25 protein-coding genes and 1 pseudogene are annotated in these 23,073 nt (G+C 54.9%); 23 read left to right on the top strand and 3 right to left on the bottom strand.

Annotation, left to right across the window (positions count from 1 at the left end; translation table 11 throughout):
* Nucleotides 1-21: 21 nt before the first annotated feature.
* From hisI to hemE, 13 genes and pseudogenes are all read left to right on the top strand, one after another.
* On the top strand, nucleotides 22-423 hold the full coding sequence (gene hisI, locus EV680_RS06365; protein WP_132953909.1) for a phosphoribosyl-AMP cyclohydrolase: 402 nt from the start codon (nucleotides 22-24) through the stop codon (nucleotides 421-423).
* A gap of 41 nt (nucleotides 424-464) precedes the next feature.
* Nucleotides 465-1,229, top strand: coding sequence for an RsiV family protein (locus EV680_RS06370; protein ID WP_132953910.1), 765 nt, complete (start codon nucleotides 465-467; stop codon nucleotides 1,227-1,229).
* Nucleotides 1,230-1,293: 64 nt separating this feature from the next.
* Complete coding sequence (locus EV680_RS06375; protein WP_132953911.1) at nucleotides 1,294-1,614, top strand: phosphoribosyl-ATP diphosphatase; 321 nt, start codon at nucleotides 1,294-1,296, stop codon at nucleotides 1,612-1,614.
* An 85-nt stretch (nucleotides 1,615-1,699) separates the two neighbouring features.
* Entirely contained in the window at nucleotides 1,700-2,023 is a 324-nt protein-coding gene (locus EV680_RS06380; protein WP_132953912.1) for a histidine triad nucleotide-binding protein, read from the top strand.
* A 41-nt stretch (nucleotides 2,024-2,064) separates the two neighbouring features.
* Complete coding sequence (gene tatA / locus EV680_RS06385; RefSeq protein WP_132953913.1) at nucleotides 2,065-2,268, top strand: Sec-independent protein translocase subunit TatA; 204 nt, start codon at nucleotides 2,065-2,067, stop codon at nucleotides 2,266-2,268.
* Nucleotides 2,269-2,270: 2 nt separating this feature from the next.
* Nucleotides 2,271-2,825, top strand: coding sequence for a Sec-independent protein translocase protein TatB (gene tatB, locus EV680_RS06390; RefSeq protein ID WP_132953914.1), 555 nt, complete (start codon nucleotides 2,271-2,273; stop codon nucleotides 2,823-2,825).
* Nucleotides 2,826-2,831: 6 nt separating this feature from the next.
* Nucleotides 2,832-3,572 carry a twin-arginine translocase subunit TatC gene (gene tatC, locus EV680_RS06395; RefSeq protein WP_132953915.1) on the top strand — a complete coding sequence of 247 codons (741 nt, stop codon included), beginning with the start codon at nucleotides 2,832-2,834 and terminating at the stop codon, nucleotides 3,570-3,572.
* A gap of 117 nt (nucleotides 3,573-3,689) precedes the next feature.
* Nucleotides 3,690-4,061, top strand: a complete 372-nt coding sequence (locus tag EV680_RS06400; RefSeq protein ID WP_132953916.1) for a DUF2069 domain-containing protein — start codon at nucleotides 3,690-3,692, stop codon at nucleotides 4,059-4,061.
* Nucleotides 4,054-5,871, top strand: a complete 1,818-nt coding sequence (locus EV680_RS06405) for a PglL family O-oligosaccharyltransferase (RefSeq protein ID WP_132953917.1) — start codon at nucleotides 4,054-4,056, stop codon at nucleotides 5,869-5,871. The genes EV680_RS06400 and EV680_RS06405 overlap by 8 nt, the downstream gene beginning before the upstream one ends.
* 162 nt (nucleotides 5,872-6,033) lie before the next feature.
* Nucleotides 6,034-6,711 (top strand): response regulator transcription factor, encoded by a 678-nt coding sequence (locus tag EV680_RS06410; RefSeq protein WP_132953918.1) that lies wholly within the window; start codon nucleotides 6,034-6,036, stop codon nucleotides 6,709-6,711.
* 23 nt (nucleotides 6,712-6,734) lie between these two features.
* Nucleotides 6,735-8,180 (top strand): HAMP domain-containing sensor histidine kinase, encoded by a 1,446-nt coding sequence (locus EV680_RS06415; protein WP_132953919.1) that lies wholly within the window; start codon nucleotides 6,735-6,737, stop codon nucleotides 8,178-8,180.
* Nucleotides 8,181-8,280: 100 nt separating this feature from the next.
* Nucleotides 8,281-8,402 (top strand): annotated as a pseudogene (locus EV680_RS12220) (IS3 family transposase); the annotation flags it as partial.
* Nucleotides 8,403-8,570: 168 nt separating this feature from the next.
* Nucleotides 8,571-9,632: a uroporphyrinogen decarboxylase gene (gene hemE, locus EV680_RS06425; RefSeq protein ID WP_132953921.1), complete on the top strand. Its 1,062-nt coding sequence runs from the start codon at nucleotides 8,571-8,573 to the stop codon at nucleotides 9,630-9,632.
* Nucleotides 9,633-9,881: 249 nt separating this feature from the next.
* On the opposite strand, the gene EV680_RS06430 is transcribed toward hemE, so the two are convergent.
* Nucleotides 9,882-10,826 (bottom strand): serine hydrolase, encoded by a 945-nt coding sequence (locus EV680_RS06430; RefSeq protein WP_132953922.1) that lies wholly within the window; start codon nucleotides 10,824-10,826, stop codon nucleotides 9,882-9,884.
* Between the two features lie 317 nt (nucleotides 10,827-11,143).
* Here EV680_RS06430 and clpX point away from each other — a divergent pair, with 317 nt between their 5' ends.
* A complete protein-coding gene (gene clpX, locus EV680_RS06435) occupies nucleotides 11,144-12,445 on the top strand; it encodes an ATP-dependent Clp protease ATP-binding subunit ClpX (protein ID WP_132953923.1) in 1,302 nt (433 codons plus the stop codon).
* 460 nt (nucleotides 12,446-12,905) lie between these two features.
* On the opposite strand, the gene EV680_RS06440 is transcribed toward clpX, so the two are convergent.
* The gene (locus EV680_RS06440) at nucleotides 12,906-13,376 is read right to left on the bottom strand and encodes a type IV pilin protein (protein WP_243650347.1); all 471 of its coding nucleotides are present in this window, start codon (nucleotides 13,374-13,376) and stop codon (nucleotides 12,906-12,908) included.
* Nucleotides 13,377-13,639: 263 nt separating this feature from the next.
* Nucleotides 13,640-14,059 (bottom strand): type IV pilin protein, encoded by a 420-nt coding sequence (locus EV680_RS06445; RefSeq protein ID WP_132953924.1) that lies wholly within the window; start codon nucleotides 14,057-14,059, stop codon nucleotides 13,640-13,642.
* Nucleotides 14,060-14,455: 396 nt separating this feature from the next.
* On the opposite strand from EV680_RS06445, the gene EV680_RS06450 reads away from it, so the two are divergent.
* From EV680_RS06450 to EV680_RS06490, 9 genes are all read left to right on the top strand, one after another.
* On the top strand, nucleotides 14,456-15,631 hold the full coding sequence (locus EV680_RS06450) for an efflux RND transporter periplasmic adaptor subunit (RefSeq protein ID WP_132953949.1): 1,176 nt from the start codon (nucleotides 14,456-14,458) through the stop codon (nucleotides 15,629-15,631).
* 13 nt (nucleotides 15,632-15,644) lie between these two features.
* Nucleotides 15,645-17,582 carry a MacB family efflux pump subunit gene (locus EV680_RS06455; protein WP_132953925.1) on the top strand — a complete coding sequence of 646 codons (1,938 nt, stop codon included), beginning with the start codon at nucleotides 15,645-15,647 and terminating at the stop codon, nucleotides 17,580-17,582.
* Between the two features lie 67 nt (nucleotides 17,583-17,649).
* Complete coding sequence (locus EV680_RS06460; RefSeq protein ID WP_132953926.1) at nucleotides 17,650-19,041, top strand: TolC family protein; 1,392 nt, start codon at nucleotides 17,650-17,652, stop codon at nucleotides 19,039-19,041.
* Between the two features lie 412 nt (nucleotides 19,042-19,453).
* Nucleotides 19,454-20,200 (top strand): DNA repair protein RecO, encoded by a 747-nt coding sequence (recO, locus tag EV680_RS06465; protein ID WP_132953927.1) that lies wholly within the window; start codon nucleotides 19,454-19,456, stop codon nucleotides 20,198-20,200.
* 35 nt (nucleotides 20,201-20,235) lie between these two features.
* Nucleotides 20,236-20,967, top strand: coding sequence for a pyridoxine 5'-phosphate synthase (gene pdxJ / locus EV680_RS06470; RefSeq protein WP_132953928.1), 732 nt, complete (start codon nucleotides 20,236-20,238; stop codon nucleotides 20,965-20,967).
* A 53-nt stretch (nucleotides 20,968-21,020) separates the two neighbouring features.
* Nucleotides 21,021-21,401: a holo-ACP synthase gene (gene acpS, locus EV680_RS06475; RefSeq protein ID WP_132953929.1), complete on the top strand. Its 381-nt coding sequence runs from the start codon at nucleotides 21,021-21,023 to the stop codon at nucleotides 21,399-21,401.
* Between the two features lie 21 nt (nucleotides 21,402-21,422).
* Nucleotides 21,423-22,226 (top strand): NUDIX domain-containing protein, encoded by an 804-nt coding sequence (locus EV680_RS06480; protein ID WP_132953930.1) that lies wholly within the window; start codon nucleotides 21,423-21,425, stop codon nucleotides 22,224-22,226.
* Between the two features lie 12 nt (nucleotides 22,227-22,238).
* Nucleotides 22,239-22,679, top strand: a complete 441-nt coding sequence (locus EV680_RS06485) for a hypothetical protein (RefSeq protein ID WP_132953931.1) — start codon at nucleotides 22,239-22,241, stop codon at nucleotides 22,677-22,679.
* A gap of 76 nt (nucleotides 22,680-22,755) precedes the next feature.
* A complete protein-coding gene (locus EV680_RS06490; RefSeq protein ID WP_341539394.1) occupies nucleotides 22,756-23,058 on the top strand; it encodes an accessory factor UbiK family protein in 303 nt (100 codons plus the stop codon).
* Nucleotides 23,059-23,073: the final 15 nt, after the last annotated feature.

Genomic DNA, 23,073 nt, shown 5'->3' on the forward strand with positions numbered 1-23,073 from the left:
GGCGGGCAAAGGAACAAGAAAATGAATGAAAACGCTTTATTGGCAGATGTGAAATTTGATGAAAAAGGGCTGGTGTGCGCCATTGCCCAAGATGCGCAAACCTTGCGCGTGCTGATGGTGGCGTGGATGAATGCCGAAGCTTTGCAGCAAACCGCTGCCACCGGCTTTGCCCACTACTACAGCCGCTCGCGCCAAAAGCAGTGGATGAAGGGCGAAGAATCGGGCCACACCCAAAAAGTGCACGAATTGCGCCTTGATTGCGACGGCGATGCGGTGATTATGCTGATTGAGCAAGCCGGCGGCATTGCCTGCCACACCGGCCGCGAAAGCTGTTTTTACCGCGTGTGGCGCGATGGCGCATGGCATATCGTGGATGCGGTGTTGAAAAACGAGCAAGAGATTTACGGCCACACGCATGGTTGAACAGGCCGTCTGAAAAACAGTAATCCAATCGGAGAAATAAAATGAAAGCTTTGATGATTGCGGCATGCGCGCTGGTGTTGGGCGGCTGCCAAACCGTTTCGTTGCAAGGCACAGATCCTGATGTGGTGTCGGCCAAAGCCGTTTCCCTGATTAAAGAGAAAGGCTGCCTCGCCAAAGGCGACAGCCGTTGCTACGATTTGAATGTTGCCCGCCTGGAAACCAATCTGCCTTGGCTCAACCAGCAATTGCAGCAGCTGATGGTTGAAAAAGACATTCCGCTCAACGCCGCCGAAGCGGTGCGCAACACGCGCGCCGAGTTACAGGATTACCCGGCCGATGCGGCCAGCTCGCAAATCGAGCTGATGTACCGCCAAAACTATATCGGCCAGCGCGGCGCGGTGGCAATGTTTCAAGAAGAAGGCTATAGCTACACCGGCGGTGCACACGGCTATGGCAGCACTACCTACAGCAATTTCGATTTGGCCGCCGGTAAAAAAATCAGCGTGCAAGATGTGGTGCAGCCGGGCGCTCAGGCAGCCTTGGCCGCCAAGCTGACCGAAATCTACCGCCAACACGATGCGATGCGCGATTTGGATGAAGCGCAACGGCGTGAATTTATGCGCGATTGGGCAAGCGAAATCCAGCAATCGTTTGCCGCGCCCGATAATTTTACCTTCGCTGCCAACGGCATTGTGTTCAGCTTTCCGCCTTATGCCATCGGCCCTTATGCCTTCGGACAGGTGGATTTGCTCTTACCTTATCATGAAGCGCGCGGGCTGGTGCAGCAGCGGTGGTTGCCGCAATAAAGGCTGTTGGGCGGCAGGATTTAACGGGGCGGTGCAACAGGCCGTCTGAAAACAGGTGGGAAACATGAACGAAGTATTGAGCCAAATTCAGAATGTGATCGACAGCCGCAAAGGCACCGAGCCCGAAAGCTCTTATGTGGCGCAGCTTTTGCACAAAGGTGAAGACAAAATTCTGAAAAAAGTGATTGAAGAAGCCGGCGAAGTGCTGATGGCCTCGAAAGACGGCGGCGGCGAACATTTGATTTACGAAGCGGCCGATTTGTGGTTTCACACCATGGTGCTGCTCGCGCATCACGGCTTGCGCGTGGAAGCGGTGGTGGCCGAGCTGGCGCGCCGCCAGGGTTTGTCGGGGCTGGCCGAAAAGGCGGCGCGACAAGAGGGCTGAAGTGTATTAGAATCTGCCTCGCAAACTATTGAGGCCGTCTGAACGCGGTTTGTGCTTTTCAGATGGCCGCCCTTTGGAGAATAAAATGAGCGATTGTATTTTCTGCAAAATTGCCGCTAAGCAGATTCCCGCCGGCGTGGTGTATGAAGATGAAAATATGTTGTGTTTCAAAGACATCAATCCTTCTGCACCCGTGCATTTGCTGCTGATTCCGAAAAAACACATCGATTCGCTGGCGCACCTTGAGGGCGGCGATGCGGCTTTGGTGGCGGAAATGATGCTGAAAGTGCCGCAAATCGCCGCGGCAAACGGCTTGACGCACGGCTTCAAAACGCAGATCAACACCGGCAAAGGCGGCGGGCAGGAAGTGTTTCACCTGCATATTCATATTCTCGGCCGGCCTGCCTGAATCAGGCCGTCTGAAACCATTTTCGATAAAAGGATAACATCATGGGCAGCTTTTCCATTTGGCATTGGGTGATTGTGTTGGTGATTGTGGTGCTGGTGTTCGGCACGAAAAAACTGCGCAATGTCGGCAAAGATCTCGGCGGCGCGGTGCACGATTTCAAGCAAGGCCTCAATGAGAGCGACGAAAAAGCCAAAAAAGACGTGATTGAGCACGAAAAAGACAAAGACGACAACAAACCGGCCTGAATATGTTTGATTTCGGTTTCAGCGAGCTTTTGCTGATCGGCGTGATTGCGCTGGTGGTGCTCGGCCCCGAGCGGCTGCCCAAAGCGGCGCGCATGGCCGGCCAATTGGTCGGGCGCGTGCAGCGCATGGTGGGCAGCGTCAAGCAGGAATTAAGCAGCCAGCTCGAAATGGATGAATTGCGCCGTGCCAAAGATGAATTCGAGGCCACGGCGCATTCGGTGCGCGATGAAATTGCCGGTATAGGCGCACAGGCACAAAGCGATTTGCACGATATTTCAGACGGCCTCTCGCCCGATAAACGCCCCGCATGGGAGCGCTTGCCCGAGCAGCGCACGCCGGCCGATTTCGGTGTGGATGAGCAGGGAAAGCCGCTGGCGCAAAACACACAAAGTGCGCAAGACGCCGCTTGGCAGCAATATTTGATGCCGTCTGAAAAGCCGACTGCCGCCGCGCACGGTTTTCAGACGGCCTCGTTGCGCCAGCAGGCCATGCGGCGCAAGCGCGACATGCGCCCGCGTTTCCGACCCCAACCTCAGCTGCGCGCGCGCAAGAAGTGAGTCAACGTGTCTGAAGAAACCCAACAAACCGCCCAGCCGCTGATCGAGCATTTGCTGGAGCTGCGCCGCCGCCTGATGTGGACGATAGGCGGCTTGTTGCTGTGTTTTCTGGCCTTGATGCCGTTTGCGCAGCAGCTCTACACTTTTGTGGCGCAGCCTCTGATGGCCACGCTGCCGGCGGGCACCAGCATGATTGCCACCGATGTGATCGCGCCTTTTTTCGTGCCGGTGAAGGTAACGCTGATGGCGGCTTTTTTGCTGTCGCTGCCGCACACACTTTATCAGGTATGGGCGTTTATCGCGCCGGCGCTTTATCAAAATGAAAAGCGCTTGGTGATGCCGCTGGTGCTCTCGAGCGTGTTGCTGTTTTTTGCCGGCATGGCGTTTGCTTATTTTCTGGTGTTTCCGCTGGTGTTTAAATTTCTCGCCGGTGTGACGCCGGTGGGTGTGAACATGGCCACCGATATCGACAAATACCTGTCGTTTATTCTCGGCATGTTTGTGGCTTTCGGCGCTACTTTCGAGGTGCCGGTGGTGGTGGTGCTGCTCAACCGCATGGGCGTGGTGTCGCTGGCGCAATTGCGCCTGGCGCGGCCTTATGTGATTGTGGGCGCTTTTGTGCTGGCCGCCGTGATTACGCCGCCCGATGTGATTTCGCAAGTGTTGCTGGCGGTGCCGCTGATTGTGCTTTATGAAGCGGGGCTGTGGTTTTGCCGCTTTATCCGCCCGCGTGTGCGGGATGAATGAAATGTGCAGGCCGTCTGAAAATCAATAAGGCTTTCAGACGGCCTGATGTGGTGATTTTAAACTTATTTTCTTTCAGGCCGTCTGAATGAAATCGTTCAGACGGCCTGTATTTATCAAATGACAAATCCGACTTCTTCCAAACAACATTGGTCGTACACCGCGGCCGTTGCCAGCCTGGCCGGCCTGATTGCGGTGAGCCTGGCATGGGAATTATGGCTCGCGCCGTTGCGCCCGGGCGGCTCATGGCTGGCGCTCAAAGCCTTGCCTTTATGCCTGCCGCTGGCGGGCATACTCAAGGGCAAGGTCTATACTTATCAATGGACCTGCCTTTTGGTGCTGGCCTATTTTGCCGAAGCGGTGATGCGCTTGTTTGACGCTGGTGCGGCCAGCCGCTGGTGCGCGGCGGCAGCCTTGCTGTGCAGCACGGTGCTGTTTGTGGCCTGTTTGGTTTTTGTGAAACAAAGCAGAAAGGCGGCGGCGCATGTTTAAACAACATTCAAGCAGCAGTGCGACAGATTGGCCGCTGTGGTTTTGCTTTTGGCTGATGGCGGTGGCGCCGTTTTTATCGCTCTACCGGGTGGGGCCTTTATCGAGCTTTTTTCTGGAGGCCGGCGCTTTGCTCGCGGCCTTGGTGTTGGTGTTGCTCAGCGCTTTTTATGGCCGTTTGAACGTGCGTTTGCCTGCCGCCGGCCTGTATTTTCTGCTGCTGGCGGCCGGATTGTGGCTGCAAGCCCGGCTGATGGAGCTTGTCTACCCGGGTTTCAGCGATTTGGCGGTGTGGACTTTTGTGATATTGGCGCTCACCGTTTGGGCGTGCCGCGGCTGGGTGGCGGCCTTGGGGCAGGAGCGGGTGGTGGCGGTGTTGGCGTGGGTTTTGCTGCTCGGCGCGCTCTTGCAGGCTGTGGTGGCGCTGATGCAGTTTACCGGGCTGGCATCGTGGGAACCTTTGCGCGGCGTGGTGGCTTATCGCGGTTTGCGCGAGGTGAGCGGCCAGCTCGGCCAGCGCAACCATTTGGGGCATTATTTGATGTGGGGCGTGCTCGCTGCGGCTTATTTGTGGTCGCAGCGGCGGCTGCAAGGCTGGCTGGGCTGCTTGGCGGTGTTGGCGCTCACAGCGGTGCTGGCGCTCGTGAATTCGCGCACTATCTTTACTTATGTGCTGGCCGTTGCGCTGCTGCTGCCGCTGTGGCGTTGGCGTGCAGGTGCATCGGCGCGGCGCATGGTGTGGATTACGGCGTTTGCGCTGTTGATGACGGTGCTGATGCAGTTTGCGCTCAATGCCGCTTTGGGCTGGTTTACGGATGTGCAATACGATACGGCTTTAGATCGCGTGGAAGCCAGCGGCTTTGCCATGTCGGCGCGCGATATCGAATGGCGCAAGGCCTGGCAAATCTTTTTGGCCGCACCGTTGTGGGGGCACGGTTGGGGCAGCTATGCTTTGCAGGGCTTTTTAACCCATCCGTTTCCGCAGCAGGTTTATAGTAATAATCAACTGAATGTGCTGTTTACCCATTCGCACAATATCGTGTTGCAATTGCTGGCCGAAACCGGCATTGCCGGCACAGCGCTGGCGGGGTTGGGCTATCTGGCCGCCATCGGCCGCCTGTTCAGACGGCCTGCCGGTGATGCATCGCTGGTGCTGCTGGCGATGATGACGGTGTCGTTGTGCCACAGCCTGTTGGAATATCCCTTGTGGTATGTTTACTTTTTGGTGCCTTTCGCGCTGATGATGAGCCTGTCGCCTGCCGATGTGCGTGATGAAGCCGCCGCCGTCGATAGCCGCTGGCAGCGCTTGGGCGGCGGTGTGCTGGCGCTGCTGCTGATTACGGGTTTGCTGCGCTTGGCTTGGGTGTATCACGATTTGACCGCATTTAGCGTACAGGGCAAAAACGACAGCGCCGCCACCATCGTGCAGAAAACCGAAGGCTTGCTGAAAATCGCCGAAACCGAGCCTCTGCTGCGCTATTATGCGCAACTATCGCTCACCCGCCGTGCCAATCCTGCCGACCCGATGGTGCAGCCGTGGGCAGAAGAAGCGGCTCTTCAAGCCTTGTATTTCCGCCCTTATGCCAACACTTACCAAGTGGGCTTGTATCAGCAGCGCAGCGGGCAAGCGAAAGAAGCGGCCGAGTGGCTGCAAAAAACTTATGAATACTACCCCTATATGCTGCCGCTCTACAGCGAGCGCATTTATGCTTCGCCGTATTTCCACAGCTTGCGCGCCCAAGTGGCTGAAAATTGCCGCGCTTTTGCCCAAAGCCGTGCCGAAACCAAACCATGCACGGCGGTGAAGCCCTGAGCGTTTAATCGGAATGTAAATGCCTTTACATTCATTGCAAAAACGCGCAAAAGCAAAAACACGCTATATACAAGCACAGATTGCATGTTAAGATTGACGCGTTCCGCATACCTGAGCATTTGTGCGGGCGCACCAAAACAAGATAAATCTAAAGGATAAACCATGAGTCGCGTATTGCTGGTTGATGATGACGCCCTGTTAACCGAACTGCTGACCGAATACCTCTCTGCCGAAGGCCTTGATGTACACAGCGTGCCTGATGGCGAGGCCGGTGTGCAGGAAATCCTGTCGGGCCAGTATGATGTGGTGGTGCTGGATTCGATGATGCCGAAAATGAACGGTTTGGACGTGCTGAAAAACGTGCGCAGCCAAAGCACCGTGCCGGTGATTATGCTTACCGCCAAAGGCGATGATATCGACCGCATTATCGGCCTGGAAATGGGTGCCGACGATTATGTGCCCAAGCCCTGCACCCCGCGCGAATTGCTGGCGCGCATCAACGCCATTTTGCGCCGCGCCCAACAATCGGGCGAGCAAAACAACAGTCCCAACAGCATTGCCGTGAGCAATGTCACCCTTTATCCGGCCAAGCGCCAGGCCACCATCGGCGAAGCGCCGCTGGAATTGACCAGCACCGAATTCAACTTGCTTGAAGTGTTGATGCGCCATGCCGGCCAAGTGGTGAGCAAGGAAACGCTCTCGATTGAAGCGCTCGACCGCAAGCTGGCCAAATTCGACCGCAGCATTGATGTGCATATTTCCAGCATTCGCCACAAGCTGGGCGATGCCTCGCTGATTCAAACCGTGCGCGGTTTGGGCTATTTGTTTGTGAAAAACTGATTTTGAAAACAGCCTGCTAAAAAATGAAACTGTTTCAACGCATCTTCGCCACGTTTTGCGCCGTGATTATCTGCGCCATATTCGTGGCGAGTTTTTCTTTCTGGCTGGTGCAAAACACCATAGCCGAAAACCATTTCCAGCAGCAGCGCACCATCGAAACCACGCTGCTGGGCAGCATTGTGTCGGCCTTTAACGTACGCGGCGAGCAGGGTGCGCGCGAAATTTTGGTGGAATGGAAAGACAATCCGGTTGCCCAAAACGTGTATGTGATTACCGGCGACAATAAAAAAGATATTCTCAACCGCCCGATCGACCCGCGCCTGATTGAAGCCGCCCGCTTTTTTGCACTCGATAATCCCCATTCCCAGCTGGCGCATATCGAATTCGACCGCTGGGGCGAAGAATATCTGTTTTTCATCCGCGGCTGGAACAACCCGCAAATTCAGCGTCCGCCCAGCCCGCTGTTTATTCCCGGCCTGCAATTGGCGCCGATTTGGCATGAATTCATTATTCTGACCTTTATCATTTTGGTGGGGCTTTTGTTGGCCTATATTTTGGCCAACAACATCACCAAGCCCATTCGCATTCTCGATCGCGGCATGAGCCGCTTGGCTTCGGGCGATTTGGAAACGCGCATTTCCCAGCAAGTGGACGACCGCGACGACGAGCTTTCCAATCTGGCTTTGCAGTTTGACAAAATGGCGCAGCAGCTGCAAAAACTGGTGGAAAAAGAGCGCCACCTGCTGCACCATGTGTCGCACGAAATGCGCTCGCCCTTGGCGCGCATGCAGGCGATTGTGGGGCTGATTCAGGCGCAGCCGCAAAAGCAGGAGCAATATTTGCAGCGGCTCGAAAGCGAGCTCACGCGCATGGATGCGCTGGTGGGCGAATTACTCACCTTGTCGAGGCTGGAAACCGCTCATGTGCAGATGGAAAAAGACCGCCTCAAGCTGCTGCCGCTGCTGCGCCAATTGGTGGAAGACTGCCAAAGCATCGCCGAGCAAAACCACCAGCGGGTGAGCCTGGTGATTGCCCCGAAAATGCAGGAAGATGCCTGCCTGATGGCCAACGAAAGTTATCTCTACCGCGCTTTTGATAATGTGATTCGCAATGCCATGGCCTACAGCCCCGAGGGCAGCACCATTCAAGTGAGCCTGGGGCAGGATGCGCGCCATTGGCTGATTGATATTGCCGACAACGGCCCGGGCGTGGACGAATCGCAGCTACCGCATATTTTCACCGCGTTTTACCGCGCCGACAGCAGCGCCCACAAGCCCGGCACCGGCTTGGGGTTGGCCTTGACCAAGCACATTGTCGGCCAGCACGGCGGCAAAATCATCGCCGAAAACCTACAGCCCAACGGTTTGAGAATGCGCATCAGCCTGCCCAAAACCAAGCCGCTCAAAGGCTTGGAAGCGAAAGAGGCGAAAAATGCCGAGGCCAAAGAGAAAGAAACCGAGCCTGAGTAATAAGCGTGTGCACAAACATTTGAGGCCGTCTGAAACTTGAACTGCACCTCAAAAGTTGGCCCCTTCCCCCCATCCAATCCATAACCGGACATTTGCTTCGATAGAAGCATTGGAAGCGGAAATACACGAGTATATCCGCTACTACAACCATGAAAGATTGAGTTTGAAATTGAAAAACTGAATCCTGTGGCATACAGCACCCAGTTTGCAACCGCTGCTTGAAAAATGATGGATTCAGTGGCTTAAAAATGCCCAAGATTGCGGGGCAGTTCATATTTTCAGACGGCCTCTTGTTAGCTATCGCAACACGATTTAAACCCATATAGCGCCATCGCCCTGCCGGCGATTATGCTATGATGCGCGCTGAACCAAACAGACGGAAAACCGAATATGACTGCCTTGAAAAACGACACTTTTTTGCGCGCATTGTTAAAAGAGCCGGTGGAATACACGCCGGTGTGGATGATGCGCCAGGCCGGCCGCTATCTGCCTGAATACAAAGCCACCCGCGCGCAAGCGGGCAGCTTTCTCGATTTGTGCAAAAACACCGAATTGGCCACGGAAGTAACCATCCAGCCGCTGGAGCGCTTCGATTTGGACGCGGCGATTTTGTTTTCCGACATCCTCACCGTGCCCGATGCCATGGGGCTGGGCCTCTATTTCGCCGAGGGTGAGGGGCCTAAATTTGAACGGGTGTTGCAGCACGAGGCCGATATCGCCAAACTGGAAGTGCCCGATATGGTGAAGCTGCGCTATGTGTTTGATGCGGTGGCTTCTATCCGCAGCGCGCTTGATGGCCGCGTGCCGCTGATCGGTTTTTCCGGCAGCCCGTTTACGCTGGCCTGCTATATGGTGGAAGGCGGCAGCAGCAAGGAATTTCGCACCATTAAAAGTATGATGTATGCGCGCCCCGATTTGCTGCACAAAATTTTGGACGTGAATGCGCAGGCCGTTACGGCTTATCTGAATGCGCAAATCGATGCCGGTGCACAAGCGGTGCAGATTTTCGACACTTGGGGCGGCGTGCTCAGCGATGCGGCGTTTGCCGAATTCAGCCTGCACTATATGCAGCAGATTATCAGCGGCTTGAAGCGCGAAAACGAAGGCCGCCGCGTGCCGGTGATTGTGTTCACCAAAGGCGGCGGCTTGTGGCTGGAGCAAATGGCCGCCATCGGCGCCGATGCGCTCGGCCTCGATTGGACGTGCAACATCGGCCAGGCGCGCAGCCGCGTGGGCAGCCAAGTGGCGCTGCAAGGCAATTTCGACCCGTTTGCGCTGTTTGGCACACCTGATAGCATACGCGCCGAAACCGCGCGCATTCTGGCGGCTTATGGCGAGGGCAGCGGCCATGTGTTCAACCTCGGCCACGGCATCAACCAGCATGCCGATCCCGAGCATGCCAAAATTTTGGTGGATGCGGTGCATGAATTGTCGCGCCCTTATCACCGTTAAACACCGATATTCATCTAATACCCATTCAAAAAAATAATATACAAACAGGCAGCCTGTAGGTCGGATTCTCGAATCCGACACTTGTTCGCAGAACAAGGCACGCACATCGCTTTGGCCGTTGGCCAAACTACGCGGATGATGCTGCCGAACTGCTTTTATTTTGTAAGGTTATTTTTTTAGAATTGGTATAAAACAAAACAGGCCGTCTGAAAGCTTTCAGACGGCCTGTTTGATGATGGCAAAGCAATATCAAGAGGGGCGTTGCAACATCCACGATTCGATTTTGCGCGCATCGTTTACGCGGCTGAGCGAAGAGGGCGAGTTGAGCAACACAATGGTGACCGGCTGATTTTGCACGCTGGCTTTCACCACCATCGAGCGGCCGGCTTCGCGGATGTAGCCCGTTTTTTGCAGCTCGATATTCCAGCCGCCTTCGCGCACCAAGGCATTGGAATTTTTATAGCTTTGCTGGCGGCCGTTGCTGGTGTAAACCGAGCCGTAATTCGAGGTGCTGTTGCGGCTGATCAGCGGGTAGCGGCTGGCGGCCTGCACGAGCTTGTTCAAATCGCTGGCGGTGGACACATTGCGGAAATCCAAGCCGGTGGGCTCGTAAAAGCGTGAATTGCTCATGCCCAGGCTCTGCGCTTTGCGGTTCATCGCCTCAACAAAAGCACTCATGCCACCCGGATAATTGCGGCCGAGCGCATGGGTGGCGCGGTTTTCGCTGCTCATCAGGCTCAAGTGCAGCAATTCGCTGCGCGTGAGTGTGGTGCCGATGGAAAGGCGGCTGCCGGTGCCTTTGAGGCGGTCGATTTCCGCATCGGTGATGGTGATGCGCTCATTCATGTTTTGGCCGGCATCCAGCACCACAATGGCCGACATCAGCTTGGAAATCGAGGCAATCGGCATCACGCGGTTGGGGTTTTTCTGGAAAAGCACTTCGCCGGTGCGGTTGTTGACGATAAGCGCCGATTGCGAAGTGAGCAGGGGGCCTGCCATGGCGGCTTGCGCTTCAATTTGGCCGGCGGGGTTTTGCAGGGCGAATGCGCCTAAAGGATCATCCTGGGTGGGAAAATTTTGCTCCAAGAATTGACCCAATACATCCAAATCGTCGGCGGCGGCGGGCAGGCTGGCAAGCAGCCCCAAGCCGAGGCAGGCGGCCATGATTTTTTTGCTGATACGGGTAATGGTCATGATGTCGGTTTCCGGCAGAGAGGGTTTTGAAAAAGACGGTGCGGAAAAATGCGTACGCTGAAAGGCTTATCGGTCGCATAAAAATAAGTATGTAATTCATTGTGGTGAAATTTAACTTGCTTGTAAAGCATTGTGGAAAATTTTTTTCGTTTGTTTGCATATAGTTTGGTAGTTTGTTGCGGATAAGGGCATAAGGCCGTCTGAAAAGTTAAGAATAAAGCGCCAAACAACAGCCGCCGGTTTGATAATCGGGCGGATACTTATTATACTAGGCGTTTTGGCGGGCGCGAGCCTGCATTGAATGGCGAATCGGAAATATGTCTGACGAAAAACGCAGTTGCTCTTTTTGTGGCAAGCAAGAGCATGAAGTGAAAAATTTGATTGAAGGCGAGCATGCTTTCATTTGCAACGAATGTGTGGAAACCTGCGGCGTGATGCTGCAAGGCCAATTTGATGATGCCGATGAAGCGCAAGATGCGGCCGACGCCGGCAAGCTGCCCACGCCTGCCGAAATCGTGTCCAACCTCAACGAGCACGTTATCGGCCAAGAGCAGGCGAAAAAAGCCTTAGCGGTGGCGGTGTATAACCACTACAAGCGCCTGCGTCACCCGAAAAGCGGCGACAGAGTGGAGCTTTCAAAAAGCAATATTCTGCTGATAGGCCCCACCGGCTCGGGCAAAACGCTGTTGGCGCAATCGCTGGCGCGCAAGCTGGATGTGCCTTTTGTGATGGCCGATGCCACCACGCTCACCGAGGCAGGCTATGTGGGTGAAGATGTGGAGCAAATCATCACCAAGCTTTTGAGCAAGTGCGATTTCGATGTGGAAAAAGCCCAACGCGGCATTGTGTATATCGATGAAATCGACAAAATTTCACGTAAAAGCGACAATCCTTCGATCACCCGCGATGTGTCGGGCGAGGGTGTGCAACAGGCTTTGCTGAAGCTGGTTGAAGGCACGGTGGCTTCGGTGCCGCCGCAAGGCGGGCGCAAGCACCCGAACCAGGAATTTATCAATGTCGACACCACCAATATCCTGTTTATCTGCGGCGGCGCGTTTGCCGGGCTGGAAAAAGTGATCCGCCAGCGCACGGAAAAAGGCGGCATCGGCTTTGGTGCGGTGGTGAGCAGCAAAGATGAAAACATCAATATTTCCGAGCTGTTTGAAACGGTGGAGCCGGAAGACTTGATTAAATTCGGCCTGATTCCCGAGCTGATCGGCCGCCTGCCGGTGATTGCCACTTTGGCTGAATTGGACGAAGAAGCGCTGATCAATATCCTCACCGAGCCGAAAAATGCCTTGGTGAAACAATATCAGGCTTTGTTTGCGATGGAAGGCGTGGAGCTGGAAATTCTGCCTTCGGCGTTGCACAGTATTGCCAAGCTGGCGATGGAGCGCAAAACCGGCGCACGCGGCCTGCGCTCGATTGTGGAACGCAGCCTGCTCGATACTATGTATCAATTGCCGGATTTGAAAGACGTGAAAAAAGTGGTGATTAACGAGCAGGTGATTGAGCGCGGCGTGGCGCCCAAGCTGCTCAAAGCCGATGGTAGCCTTTATCAGGCCGGTGAAACTGAAACCAAGGCGGTTAAAAAAGCGGCCAAAAGGCCGGCGGCTTGATGGTTTGAATAGGCTTTGCCATTAAAAAGGCCGTCTGAAAGTGTAGACTTTCAGACGGCCTTTCTTTGTTAATGCCCATTCGAAAAAATAACCTTACAAAATAAAAGCAGTTCGGCAGCATCATCCGCGTAGGTCGGATTCTTGAATCCGACGTTTGGCCAACGGCCAAAGCGATGTGCGTGCCTTGTTCTGCGAACAAGTGTCGGATTCGAGAATCCGACCTACAGGCTGCCTGTTTGTATATTATTTTTTTTGAATGGGTATAACTCAGGTTTACACAGTAGCAGGTTTAACCGCAGGCATATGAAAGGCCGTCTGAAAATGCTTGAGCCCGAATCTGCCAAGCTGTATCTGGCATGCTCGTGCCTGCCGTGTGCGTCTATACACTTGCTGCGACTTGAGCAGGCTGGCGGAATGTGAATCTCGGGCTTCTTGATAACTTTATATAATCGGCTGTTGCTTAGCGGAACACCGTGCAGGTTTTGTCTACCCGGTTGTCGCCGCGAAAGTAAGTGTGTTCGTCTTCGCAAGTGCTGGTGGTGGTTTCACAGATAAAGGTGTTGAGCGATTCGTTGATTTTCAGCGTGCGCGGCTCGCGGTTTTTGTCGAAGGCTACGGCCTTGAGTGTGAATTTGCCATCAAGCGCGCCGCGGGCCAGGCCTTGCGGGCGGATGCAGAAATCGGCGGTGGCGGTGAGCGGCAGAGCCGGCCAGGTGGTGGAGGTTTGTTTGAAGGTTTTGTGTTGCTGGTAAAAGCGCTCCATAAATTGGGCGTTTTCCATCAGAGCGCTTCTGGCTTGCTGAAGCTTGCTTTTGCGCACATGGTTTTGATAGGCGGGCAGGCTGATGGCAAGCAGAATGGCCATCACGATCAGGGTGAGCAAGAGTTGCGGCAGCGTGAAGCCGCCGGATGAAGGCGCGGTAAACATCATATTCCCCTTTGATTTTATTGTGAATATAACTTTGGGTATTATGCGGGTGAAAAATGAATGTGTAAAGAAGGTGTGTTTATGCTGAAAAGTTGTCGCTGTGATGTGTGGTGCAGTGCGATGGCATGAATAATATAGTGGATTAAATTTGAATCAATACTGCGTTGGCTCGCCGCCTTGTCTTGATTCAAATTTAATCCACAATAAAAGGCCGTCTGAAAGGTTTCAGACGGCCTTTTATTGTGGATTTTCTTGTTTAAAGGGCATTATCGGGCTGTGCAGCTGCAGGTGCTTTTGCTGTCGGAATTGGGACACACCACCACCACCACGCCGTTGTGGCTCAGGCGCATCATTCGGTTTTCATTCACGTTTTTTTCATTGGGCGTGGCCTGCAATTGGTAGCCGATATCGGCGGCGCTGGCGGTTTGGTCAATAAAGGAAATGTCGAAATAATCGTTTTCTTTCAGGCCGGGTATGCTGGCCTTTTTCTCTGGAAACCGATGATTTTGCGCATAATAGCGCTCCATCAGCTGGGCGTTGGCGAGCAAATCGGCGCGCGCGTTTTCGAGGCGGCTGTTGCACACGAAAGTGTCGTAGGAAGGGTAGGCAATGGTGGCCAAAATGGCCAGCAAAAGCACCACAATCATAAGCTCGGCCAAGGTGAAGCCGTGTTGCAAATGTTTCATATTGAATAAGCGCTGGGTAAATGTGTTTAAAAACGCGCTTTGAATACAGGGCGTTTTGTGATTAAAAGTGATTATTTCAAATTGTAGCGTAATTTCATAGGCTTTGTATATTTATCTGCGCGTTTTGCTACAAAGCGGGTGCAAAATGGCCGTCTGAAAAACGTTATAATGTGAACAGATGGTGTTTTTTGTTAGCTGCGTGTTGGGCGGTGTAAAAACAAATGGGCTGTTTTTTGAAATAGCAAAAATGCACTGGTTTTATATGCCATTTATCGGCTTGGCGCTGACAGGTAATTCCAGTACACTTTGCCCGATTTGCTTTAGACGCAAATCAATATTATTTGATAGTGCTGCCGGTCGTGGCGCGGAGTGCAGCAAGATAAAGGCATGTAAATGATGAAAAAAGTAACAAAGTGGGGCATCGCGCTTTTGGCGGTTGCGGCGCTGGCGGCCGGCGCGTGGTGGTGGCTCAAGCCGAAAAACGAAATCAACTACTTAACCGAGCCGGTGGTGCGCACCAACATCGCACAAACAGTGAGCGCTACGGGCGAAATATCGGCGGCGCAATTGGTGGATGTGGGCGCGCAGGCTTCGGGGCAGATTAAAAAGCTGCACGTCACCCTGGGGCAGCAGGTGAAAAAAGGCGATTTGATTGCAGAAATCGATTCCACGAGCCAGCTCAATAATTTAAACACCAATAAAGCCAAGCTTGACACTTATCAGGCGCAATTGGTTTCCGCCGAGATTGCTTTGCGCAGCGCTGATAAAAAATATCAGCGCGAGCAGGCTTTGTGGAAAGAAGACGCCACCTCGCGTGAAGCGCTGGAAGATGCGCAAGATGCGTTTGCCGCGGCCAAAGCTTCGGTGGCCGAGCTGAAATCGTCTATCCGCCAAACCCAGATTGCCATCAACACCGCCGAAGCCGATTTGGGCTACACCCGCATCACTGCGCCGATGGATGGCACGGTGGTGGCGATTCCGGTGGAAGAGGGGCAAACGGTAAACGCCAATCAAACTACGCCCACCATCGTGCAAGTGGCCGATTTGAGCACCATGCTCAATAAAATGCAGATTGCCGAGGGTGATGTAAACAAAGTGAAGGCAGGCATGAAGCTCACCTTTACCACGCTCTCGCAGCCGGATAATGTGCGCGAAGCCACGCTTGAGAGCATCGACCCAGGCTTAACCACTATGTCGCAAGGCAGCTACACCACCAGCACCGACACCACCGATTCGGCGATTTATTACTATGCCCGCTCGCTCGTGCCCAATAAAGATAATGTGCTGCATATCGGCATGACCACGGAAAACACCATCATCATCAATCAGGCCGAAAAAGTGCTGGCGGTGCCCAAACTGGCCGTTAAGCAGCGCGGCGGCAAGCAATATGTGCGCGTGCTCGGTGAAAATAACCAGCCGCAAGAAAAAGAAATCACCACCGGCCTGAGCGACAATATGAACACCGAAGTGAAATCCGGCCTCGGCGAAGGTGAAAGCGTGATTATTTCCGAAGCCGCTGCCGGCGAAACCAGCGATTCGGTAGGCCGCGGCATGGGCCGCCCGCCGATGTGAGCCGGAGGGCATAATGAGCTTAATTGAATGTAACAACATCAACCGCTATTTCGGCAGCGGCGAAAACCGCGTGCATGTGCTCAAAAACATCAGCCTGAACATAGAAAAAGGCGATTTTGTGGCCATTATCGGCCAATCCGGCTCGGGCAAATCCACGCTGATGAATATTCTCGGCTGCCTCGACACCGCCTCTTCCGGCTCTTACCGGGTGGAGGGCACGGAAACCTCGGCCATGAGCGCCGATGAGCTGGCCGGGCTTCGGCGCAAGCGTTTCGGTTTTATTTTCCAGCGCTACAATCTGCTCAGCGCCATCAATGCGCGCGACAATGTGGCGTTGCCGGCGGTGTATGCCGGCATCGAGCACGACGAGCGGGTGGCGCGCGCCAATCAATTGCTGGACGATTTCGGGCTGGCAGGCAAAGAAGACAACAAACCCAACGAGCTTTCAGGCGGCCAGCAGCAGCGCGTGAGCATCGCCCGCGCGTTGATGAACGGCGGTGAAATCATTCTGGCCGACGAGCCCACCGGCGCGCTCGACACCGAAAGCGGCGCCAATGTGATGCAGATTATTCACGATTTGCACGCGCAGGGGCACACCGTGATTTTGGTGACGCACGATCCGGGCATTGCCGCCAACGCCAACCGCGTGATTGAAATCCGCGATGGCGAAATCATTGCCGACAGCAGCAAAAGCACCGAAATCGGCCCGAGCAAAGTAAAAAGCATTCAAGAGCAGGTTTCGTGGTCGTTTTACAAAGACCAATTTATGGAATCGTTCCGCATGTCGGTGCAGGCGATTTTGGCGCACAAAATGCGCTCACTGCTCACCATGCTCGGCATCATTATCGGCATCGCTTCAGTGGTGTCGGTGGTGGCGCTGGGGCGCGGCTCGCAGGAAAAAATCTTGGCCGATATCAATTCGATGGGCACCAACACCATCAGCATTTATCCGGGCAAAGGTTTTGGCGACAGGCGCTCCGGCCGCATCAAAACGCTCACGGTGGATGATGCCAATGTAATCGGGCGGCAAAGCTATGTGGAAAGCGCCACGCCGCTCACCTCGAGCAACGGCACGCTCACCTACCGCAACACCGACCTTTCTGCCCAGCTCTACGGCGCCGGTGCGCAATATTTCGATGTGCGCGGCATCAAGCTCAAAGCCGGGCGCTTTTATGACCGCGCCGACGTGGCCGAGAGCGCCCAAGTGGTGGTGATTGACGACAACACGCAAAAGCAGCTTTTCCCCGCCGGCACCGACCCGTTGGGCAAAACCATTTTGTTCAACAAGCGCCCGCTCAATGTGATCGGCATCACCGAAACCGACACCAGCGGCTTTGGCAGCAGCGACCAGCTGCAAATGTGGGCGCCTTACACCACGGTGATGCAGCAAATCACCGGCGAGCGCTACATCAGCTCGATTACCGTGAAAGTGAAAGACAATGTCAGCTCGCAAGTGGCCGAAAAAAGCCTGAAAGATTTGCTGATTTCGCGCCACGGCACGGAAGACTTCTTCATGCGCAACACCGACAGCATCAAGCAAACCATCGAGAGCACCACCAGCACCATGACGCTTTTGATTTCGTGCATTGCCCTGATTTCGCTGGTGGTGGGCGGCATCGGCGTGATGAACATCATGCTCGTGTCGGTAACCGAGCGCACCAAAGAAATCGGCGTGCGCATGGCCATCGGCGCGCGCCAATCGAATATTTTGCAGCAATTTCTGATAGAAGCCGTGCTGATCTGCCTGATTGGCGGCTTGGTGGGTGTGTTGCTCTCTTATTTGATCAGCGTGGTGTTTAATATGTTGGTCACAAGCTTTGCCATGTCGTTTTCCGTGGCATCGATTATCGCCGCCGTGGCCTGCTCCACCATTATCGGCGTGGTTTTTGGTTTTATGCCGGCCAAACGCGCCTCACAGCTCAACCCGATTGATGCGCTTGCGCATGATTAAAAATCTTTCAGACGGCCTTTATTTATCCAGCACAAGAAAAGGCCGTCTGAAAGATTCAGGAAACCCCATGAACCGCAAATTATTCTTTCAGACGGCCTCAGGCATCAGCCTTGCCATGATTTTGAGCGGCTGCGCCATTCCCCATAAAGCCGACCCGAGCCTCACGCTGGCCGCCGGCGGCCAAGTGATGAGCGCCGCCGAAACCGCCGAGCGCTACGATATCAACGGCGATTGGTGGCAGGTGTATCAAAGCCCGCAATTGAATGCGCTGGTTAATCAAGCGCTGGCCAATAATACCGATTTGCGCCAGGCCGCCATCAATGTGAACAAAGCGCTTTATCAGGCCAATATTCTCGGCGCCAACCTGGTGCCCGCGTTTAACGGCTCGCTGGGTGCTTCCACTTCGCAAAACCTCAAAAGCGGCAGCAGCACCAATAGCTTCAGCAGCCAACTCGGCCTGAGCTACGAATTGGATTTATGGCAAAAGCTCGGTGCGCAAGCCGATGCGCAAGTGTGGACTTATCAAGCCACCCAGCAAGATTTGGCCGGCACGCGCCTCACGCTGATTAATAACGTGGCCGATGCTTATTTCAATATCGCCTATCTCAACGAAGCAATGGCGCTTAGCGAAAAATCGGTGCGGCAATATCAGGAAATCGCCCGCATTTCCGAAGCCAAATACCGCTACGGCAAAGTGGACGCCAGCGAGCCCACCCAATCCAACCAATCGCTGCTTTCCGCCCGCAACAACCTGATTTCCCTGCAAAACAGCCGCAACACGCTTGAAGAAACCCTGCGCAATCTGCTCAATCTCAAGCCCGGCGAAGCCATCGCCGCCGAGCCTGCGCAATACACCTTATTGCCGGCCAAAGGCGTGAATCTGGAAGTGCCCATTTCCGTGCTCGCCAATCGCCCCGACTTGCGCGCCGCCGAATACCGCTTACAATCGGCCATGCGCAGCGTGGAAGTGCAGCAACGAAGCTGGTATCCCAGCATCACATTAGGCGCGAGCCTGAGCACTTCATCGAGCAAGGCGCGCACCCTGTTTGACATTCCCTTTCTCGGCGGCACGGCGCAAATCAACCTGCCGTTTCTCAATTGGCAAACCCTCAAATGGGAAGACAAAACCGCCGAAGCCAACTTCGACAGCGCCAAGCTGAGCTTCGAGCAAGCGCTCACCACCGCGCTCAACGAAGTGAATACCAACTATCTTCACTATCAAAATGCTGAAAACACATTGGAAAATCTGCAAAAACGCTATGCGCTCGACCAGAAAAACAGCCGTTATTACCAAGTGCGCTACCAATACGGCAAAAACGAATTGAAAGACTGGCTCACCGCGCTCAACAGCGAATACAGCTCGGCACAAAGCCTGCTCAACCAGCGCTATGAAGTGTTGAAATATGAAAACATGGTGTATAAAGCCATGGCCGGGCGCTACACGCCCAAAGCCGATTGAGGCGGGCTTTTGGGGTAAATCTTTGGTGTGCCAGCTTCATCACCGCACCAAGTGTGTAGATCATCGGATTTTCGAATCCGACACTTGTTCGTAGAACAAGATTTTCAGCCGTGTAGCGTGGGCTCTGCCCGCGCTACAAAAGTGCGTAGGTACGATTAGCGCAGCGTAATCGTACGCATGGATAAGGCCGTCTGAATGTTTCAAGAGCGTGATTCATGCGAATGATTTCATCGCGACCACTATAAACAAAACATGCCGCGAGCCCGTCTTTATTTCGATGAGTGATTAAAAAAAATCCATCAAGTGCATACCCAATCCGCGCCGCCGGATTATTTTGGCGAATGGCGATAAACCCCGCCGCGGCCAACAGCCTTGCAGTATAATCAACGCTTGTTCACACGCCCCGCACAATATGGCCGCACCTTCCCAACGCATCAACCACGAGCCCGCTTTTCTGCTTGCCGCCACGCCTTGGCGCGAGAGCAGCTTGTGGCTGGAAATGTTCAGCCGCCGTTATGGCCGCGTGGCCATGCTCGCCCGCAGCGCGCGCAAGCGCCAGAGTGAGTTGCGCGGCGTGTTGGTGCCCTTTGTGCCGGTGAGCGCTTCGTGGTATGGCGCGCAAGAATTGAAAACGCTGCACCGAGCCGAATGGCTGGGCGGCTGGCCGCAGCCGCAGGGGCGCGCTTTGTTCAGCGGCCTTTATGCCAACGAATTGGTGCTCAAGCTCACCGCCCGCGAAGACCCGCACCCCGCGCTTTACGATGCGCTGCACAACGTGATGGCGGCCATCGCCACCGAGCCCAACCATGTGGCAGCGTTGCGCCGCTTCGAATGGGCGCTGCTCACCGCGCTTGGCTTTGCCCCTGATTTGCAGCATGATGAGCGCGGGCTGCCGGTTGAAGCCGCGCAAACTTATTGGCTGCGCCCCGAGCATCCGCTGCTGCCGCTGGCTGAAGCCGCGGGGCTGGCTGCGGCAGAAGCCGCCGGCGTGGCGGTGCAGGGCAGCACCGTGCTGCAACTGGCCGCAGGCGCTTTAAGCGGCGGCGATGCTTTGCAGGAAGCGCTGAAAATCACCCGCCTGCTGCTCGATTTCCGCTTGCCCGAGGGCATTAAATCGCGGCAGATATTGCAGCAAATGCAAAGCTTTCAGACGGCCTGAAGCAGGCCGTCTGAAAAAATATCGAAAGGAATATCATGCTTTTAGGTGTTAATATCGATCATGTGGCCACCTTGCGCAATGCACGCGGCACGCCTTATCCCAGCCCGCTCGAAGCGGCGCTGATTGCCGAAACCCACGGCGCCGATTTGATTACCCTGCACTTGCGCGAAGACCGCCGCCACATCAAAGATGCCGATGTGTTTGCCATCAAGCAGGCCATCCGCACGCGCATGAATCTGGAAATGGCGCTCACCGAAGAAATGCTTGAAAACGCGCTCAAAGTGATGCCCGCCGATGTGTGCATCGTGCCCGAAAAGCGCGAAGAAATCACCACCGAAGGCGGCTTGGACGTGCTGGCGCAGCAAGAAAAAATCGCCGCTTTCACCCACACGCTCAGCCAAGCCGGCATACGTGTGTCGCTCTTTATCGATGCCGACGAAGCGCAAATCCAAGCCGCCAAAGAGGTTGGCGCGCCGGTGATTGAATTGCACACAGGCGCTTATGCCGATGCCGCCACGCCCTCTGAGCGGGCGCAGCAATTGGCGCGCATTGAAAACGGCGCCCATTTCGGCAGCGAATCGGGGCTGGTGGTGAACGCCGGCCATGGCCTTACCATACACAACGTGAGCCCGGTGGCGAAAATTTTGGCCATACACGAATTGAACATTGGCCACTCGCTGATGGCGCAAGCGCTTTTCCTCGGCCTGCCCGAAGCCATCCGTCAGATGAAAGACGTGATGTTTAAAGCGCGCGCGCTGCCTTATTGAGTAGAGCGTGAAGGCCGTCTGAAAACAAACAAAATAATCGCAAAGGAGAGAGCATGATTTACGGAATCGGCACCGATATCGTTGATGTGAAGCGGATTGAAAAGCTGTATAAAAAATACGGCCAAACCTTTGCCGAGCGCATTTTAAGCCCGTTGGAAATGCACGATTGGCCGGGCATCGGCCGGCCGGTGAAAGTGCTGGCCAAGCGTTTTGCCGCCAAAGAAGCCTTCGCCAAAGCCGTGGGCACCGGCATACGCGCACCGGTCACTTTTCACGCCATCAGCGTCGGCCACGACGAATGGGGCAAGCCTGAATTTATCTGCGCCCCCGAGTTGCAAAAATGGCTCGATAAAAAAGACATCAAGCATGTGCATTTGAGCATGAGTGATGAAGAAGATACGGTGGTGGCTTTTGTGGTGGCTGAGGCCGTCTGAAAATATTGGCGGTAAATAAACATGAATCCAGATAAACGTCCTTTGCTGCGCGTGGTGGCCGGTGTGCTGCTCAATCATCAAGGCGAATACCTGCTCAGCTCGCGCCCCGAGGGCAAGCCTTATGCCGGCTATTGGGAATTTGCCGGCGGCAAGGTCGAGCCGTCTGAAAGCGAAACCGATGCACTCAAGCGCGAATTTGCCGAAGAGCTGGGTATCGCCATCCACCGTGCCATACCGTGGCTCACCAAAATCCATGCTTACGAGCATGCGCATGTGCATCTGCGCTTTTTTCGTGTGGCCGCCGAAGATTGGTCGGGTGAATTGCAGGCCAAAGAAGGGCAGCAATGGTCGTGGCAGAAGGCCGGCGATTTCACCGTGTCGCCGATGTTGCCCGCCAATGGCGCTTTGCTGAAAGCGCTGGCGGTGCCCACCGAATTGGCAGGCCGTCTGAACACAGGCTTGCGCGGCGAAAACAGCATGGGTGAATATCGCGTGGTGCCGTTTGACATGGCAGAGCCGCGGCATGCGCATGTGCTGATCGAAGAGCGTGAATTGCGCCGCATCGGCAAGCTGCCGGCCGCCAAGAGCGTGTGGGTGGTGATGGATGAGGCAGCGCAATGGCCGCGCGTGCAAGATGCCGATGCGGTGGTGTGGCGGGTGGAAAATTTGGCCGCCGCCCAAGCGCTGGCGGCTGTGTTGGCGCAAGGCGTATCTATGCCGCTGGTGGTGTATGCTGCGCCTGATTTGTTAACGCAATACGGCGCCGCTTGGCGCGCAGCGGGCGCACACGCATTGGTGGCCGCCGAAGAAATTGCGCAAGTGTGAGGCCGTCTGAACATGTCCAAGCTTAGCCCTAAGCAAAAAATCTTGATTGCCGTGCTGCTGCTGGTGTTTGCCGGTGTGAAAATTGCGGCGCTTTTGTGGTGGCAGAAGCAGCAGCCGGCGCTCACGGTGCTGAGTGCGGCCGAATGCAATGTGCATGCGGGCTGCGCGTTGCCTAATGGTGCGGTGGTGAAATTCAGCGACACGGTGCAGGCCAAAGCGCCGTTTGATATCGAAGTGCGCGGCGTGGCGGCCGATGTGGCCGAAGTGTATGTGAGCTTCACCATGCAGGATATGGATATGGGTTTTAACCGCTACAAGCTCTTGCGCCAGGGCGACGGCACTTGGCGGGCGGCGCAAATCCGCCTGCCCATATGCGTGCAAAACCGGCATGATTATCTGGCCGATATCCACATCGGCGGCAAAGTGTTTCAAGCGGCCTTTACCGCGCAATAACAAGCATCGGTTTTCAGACGGCCTGAATGGCTATACAATAAGCCGGTGCAACGATTTATCAACAAGGAATACCATCATGATCGGCAAAAAAATCTTTGAAGAAGTGTCGGCCAAATTGAGCGAAACCATCGCCAACAGCCCGGCCAAAGATGTGGAAAAAAATGTGAAATCCATGCTCGGCAGCGCGTTTAACCGCATGGATCTGATTACCCGAGAAGAATTCGACATCCAGCAGCAAGTGCTGATCAAAACCCGCACCAAGCTCGCCGAGCTTGAAGCGCGCCTGGCCAAACTCGAAGGCGGCAGCCCGCTCGAGCAGGTGGAAACCGTTGCGCCGGATGCGGATGAAGTAGAAACCGTGCCCGAGCAAAAAGACTGAGCCTGCTGAGCGCGC

Source organism: Uruburuella suis (assembly GCF_004341385.1).
Classification (GTDB): Bacteria; Pseudomonadota; Gammaproteobacteria; order Burkholderiales; family Neisseriaceae; genus Neisseria; species Neisseria suis.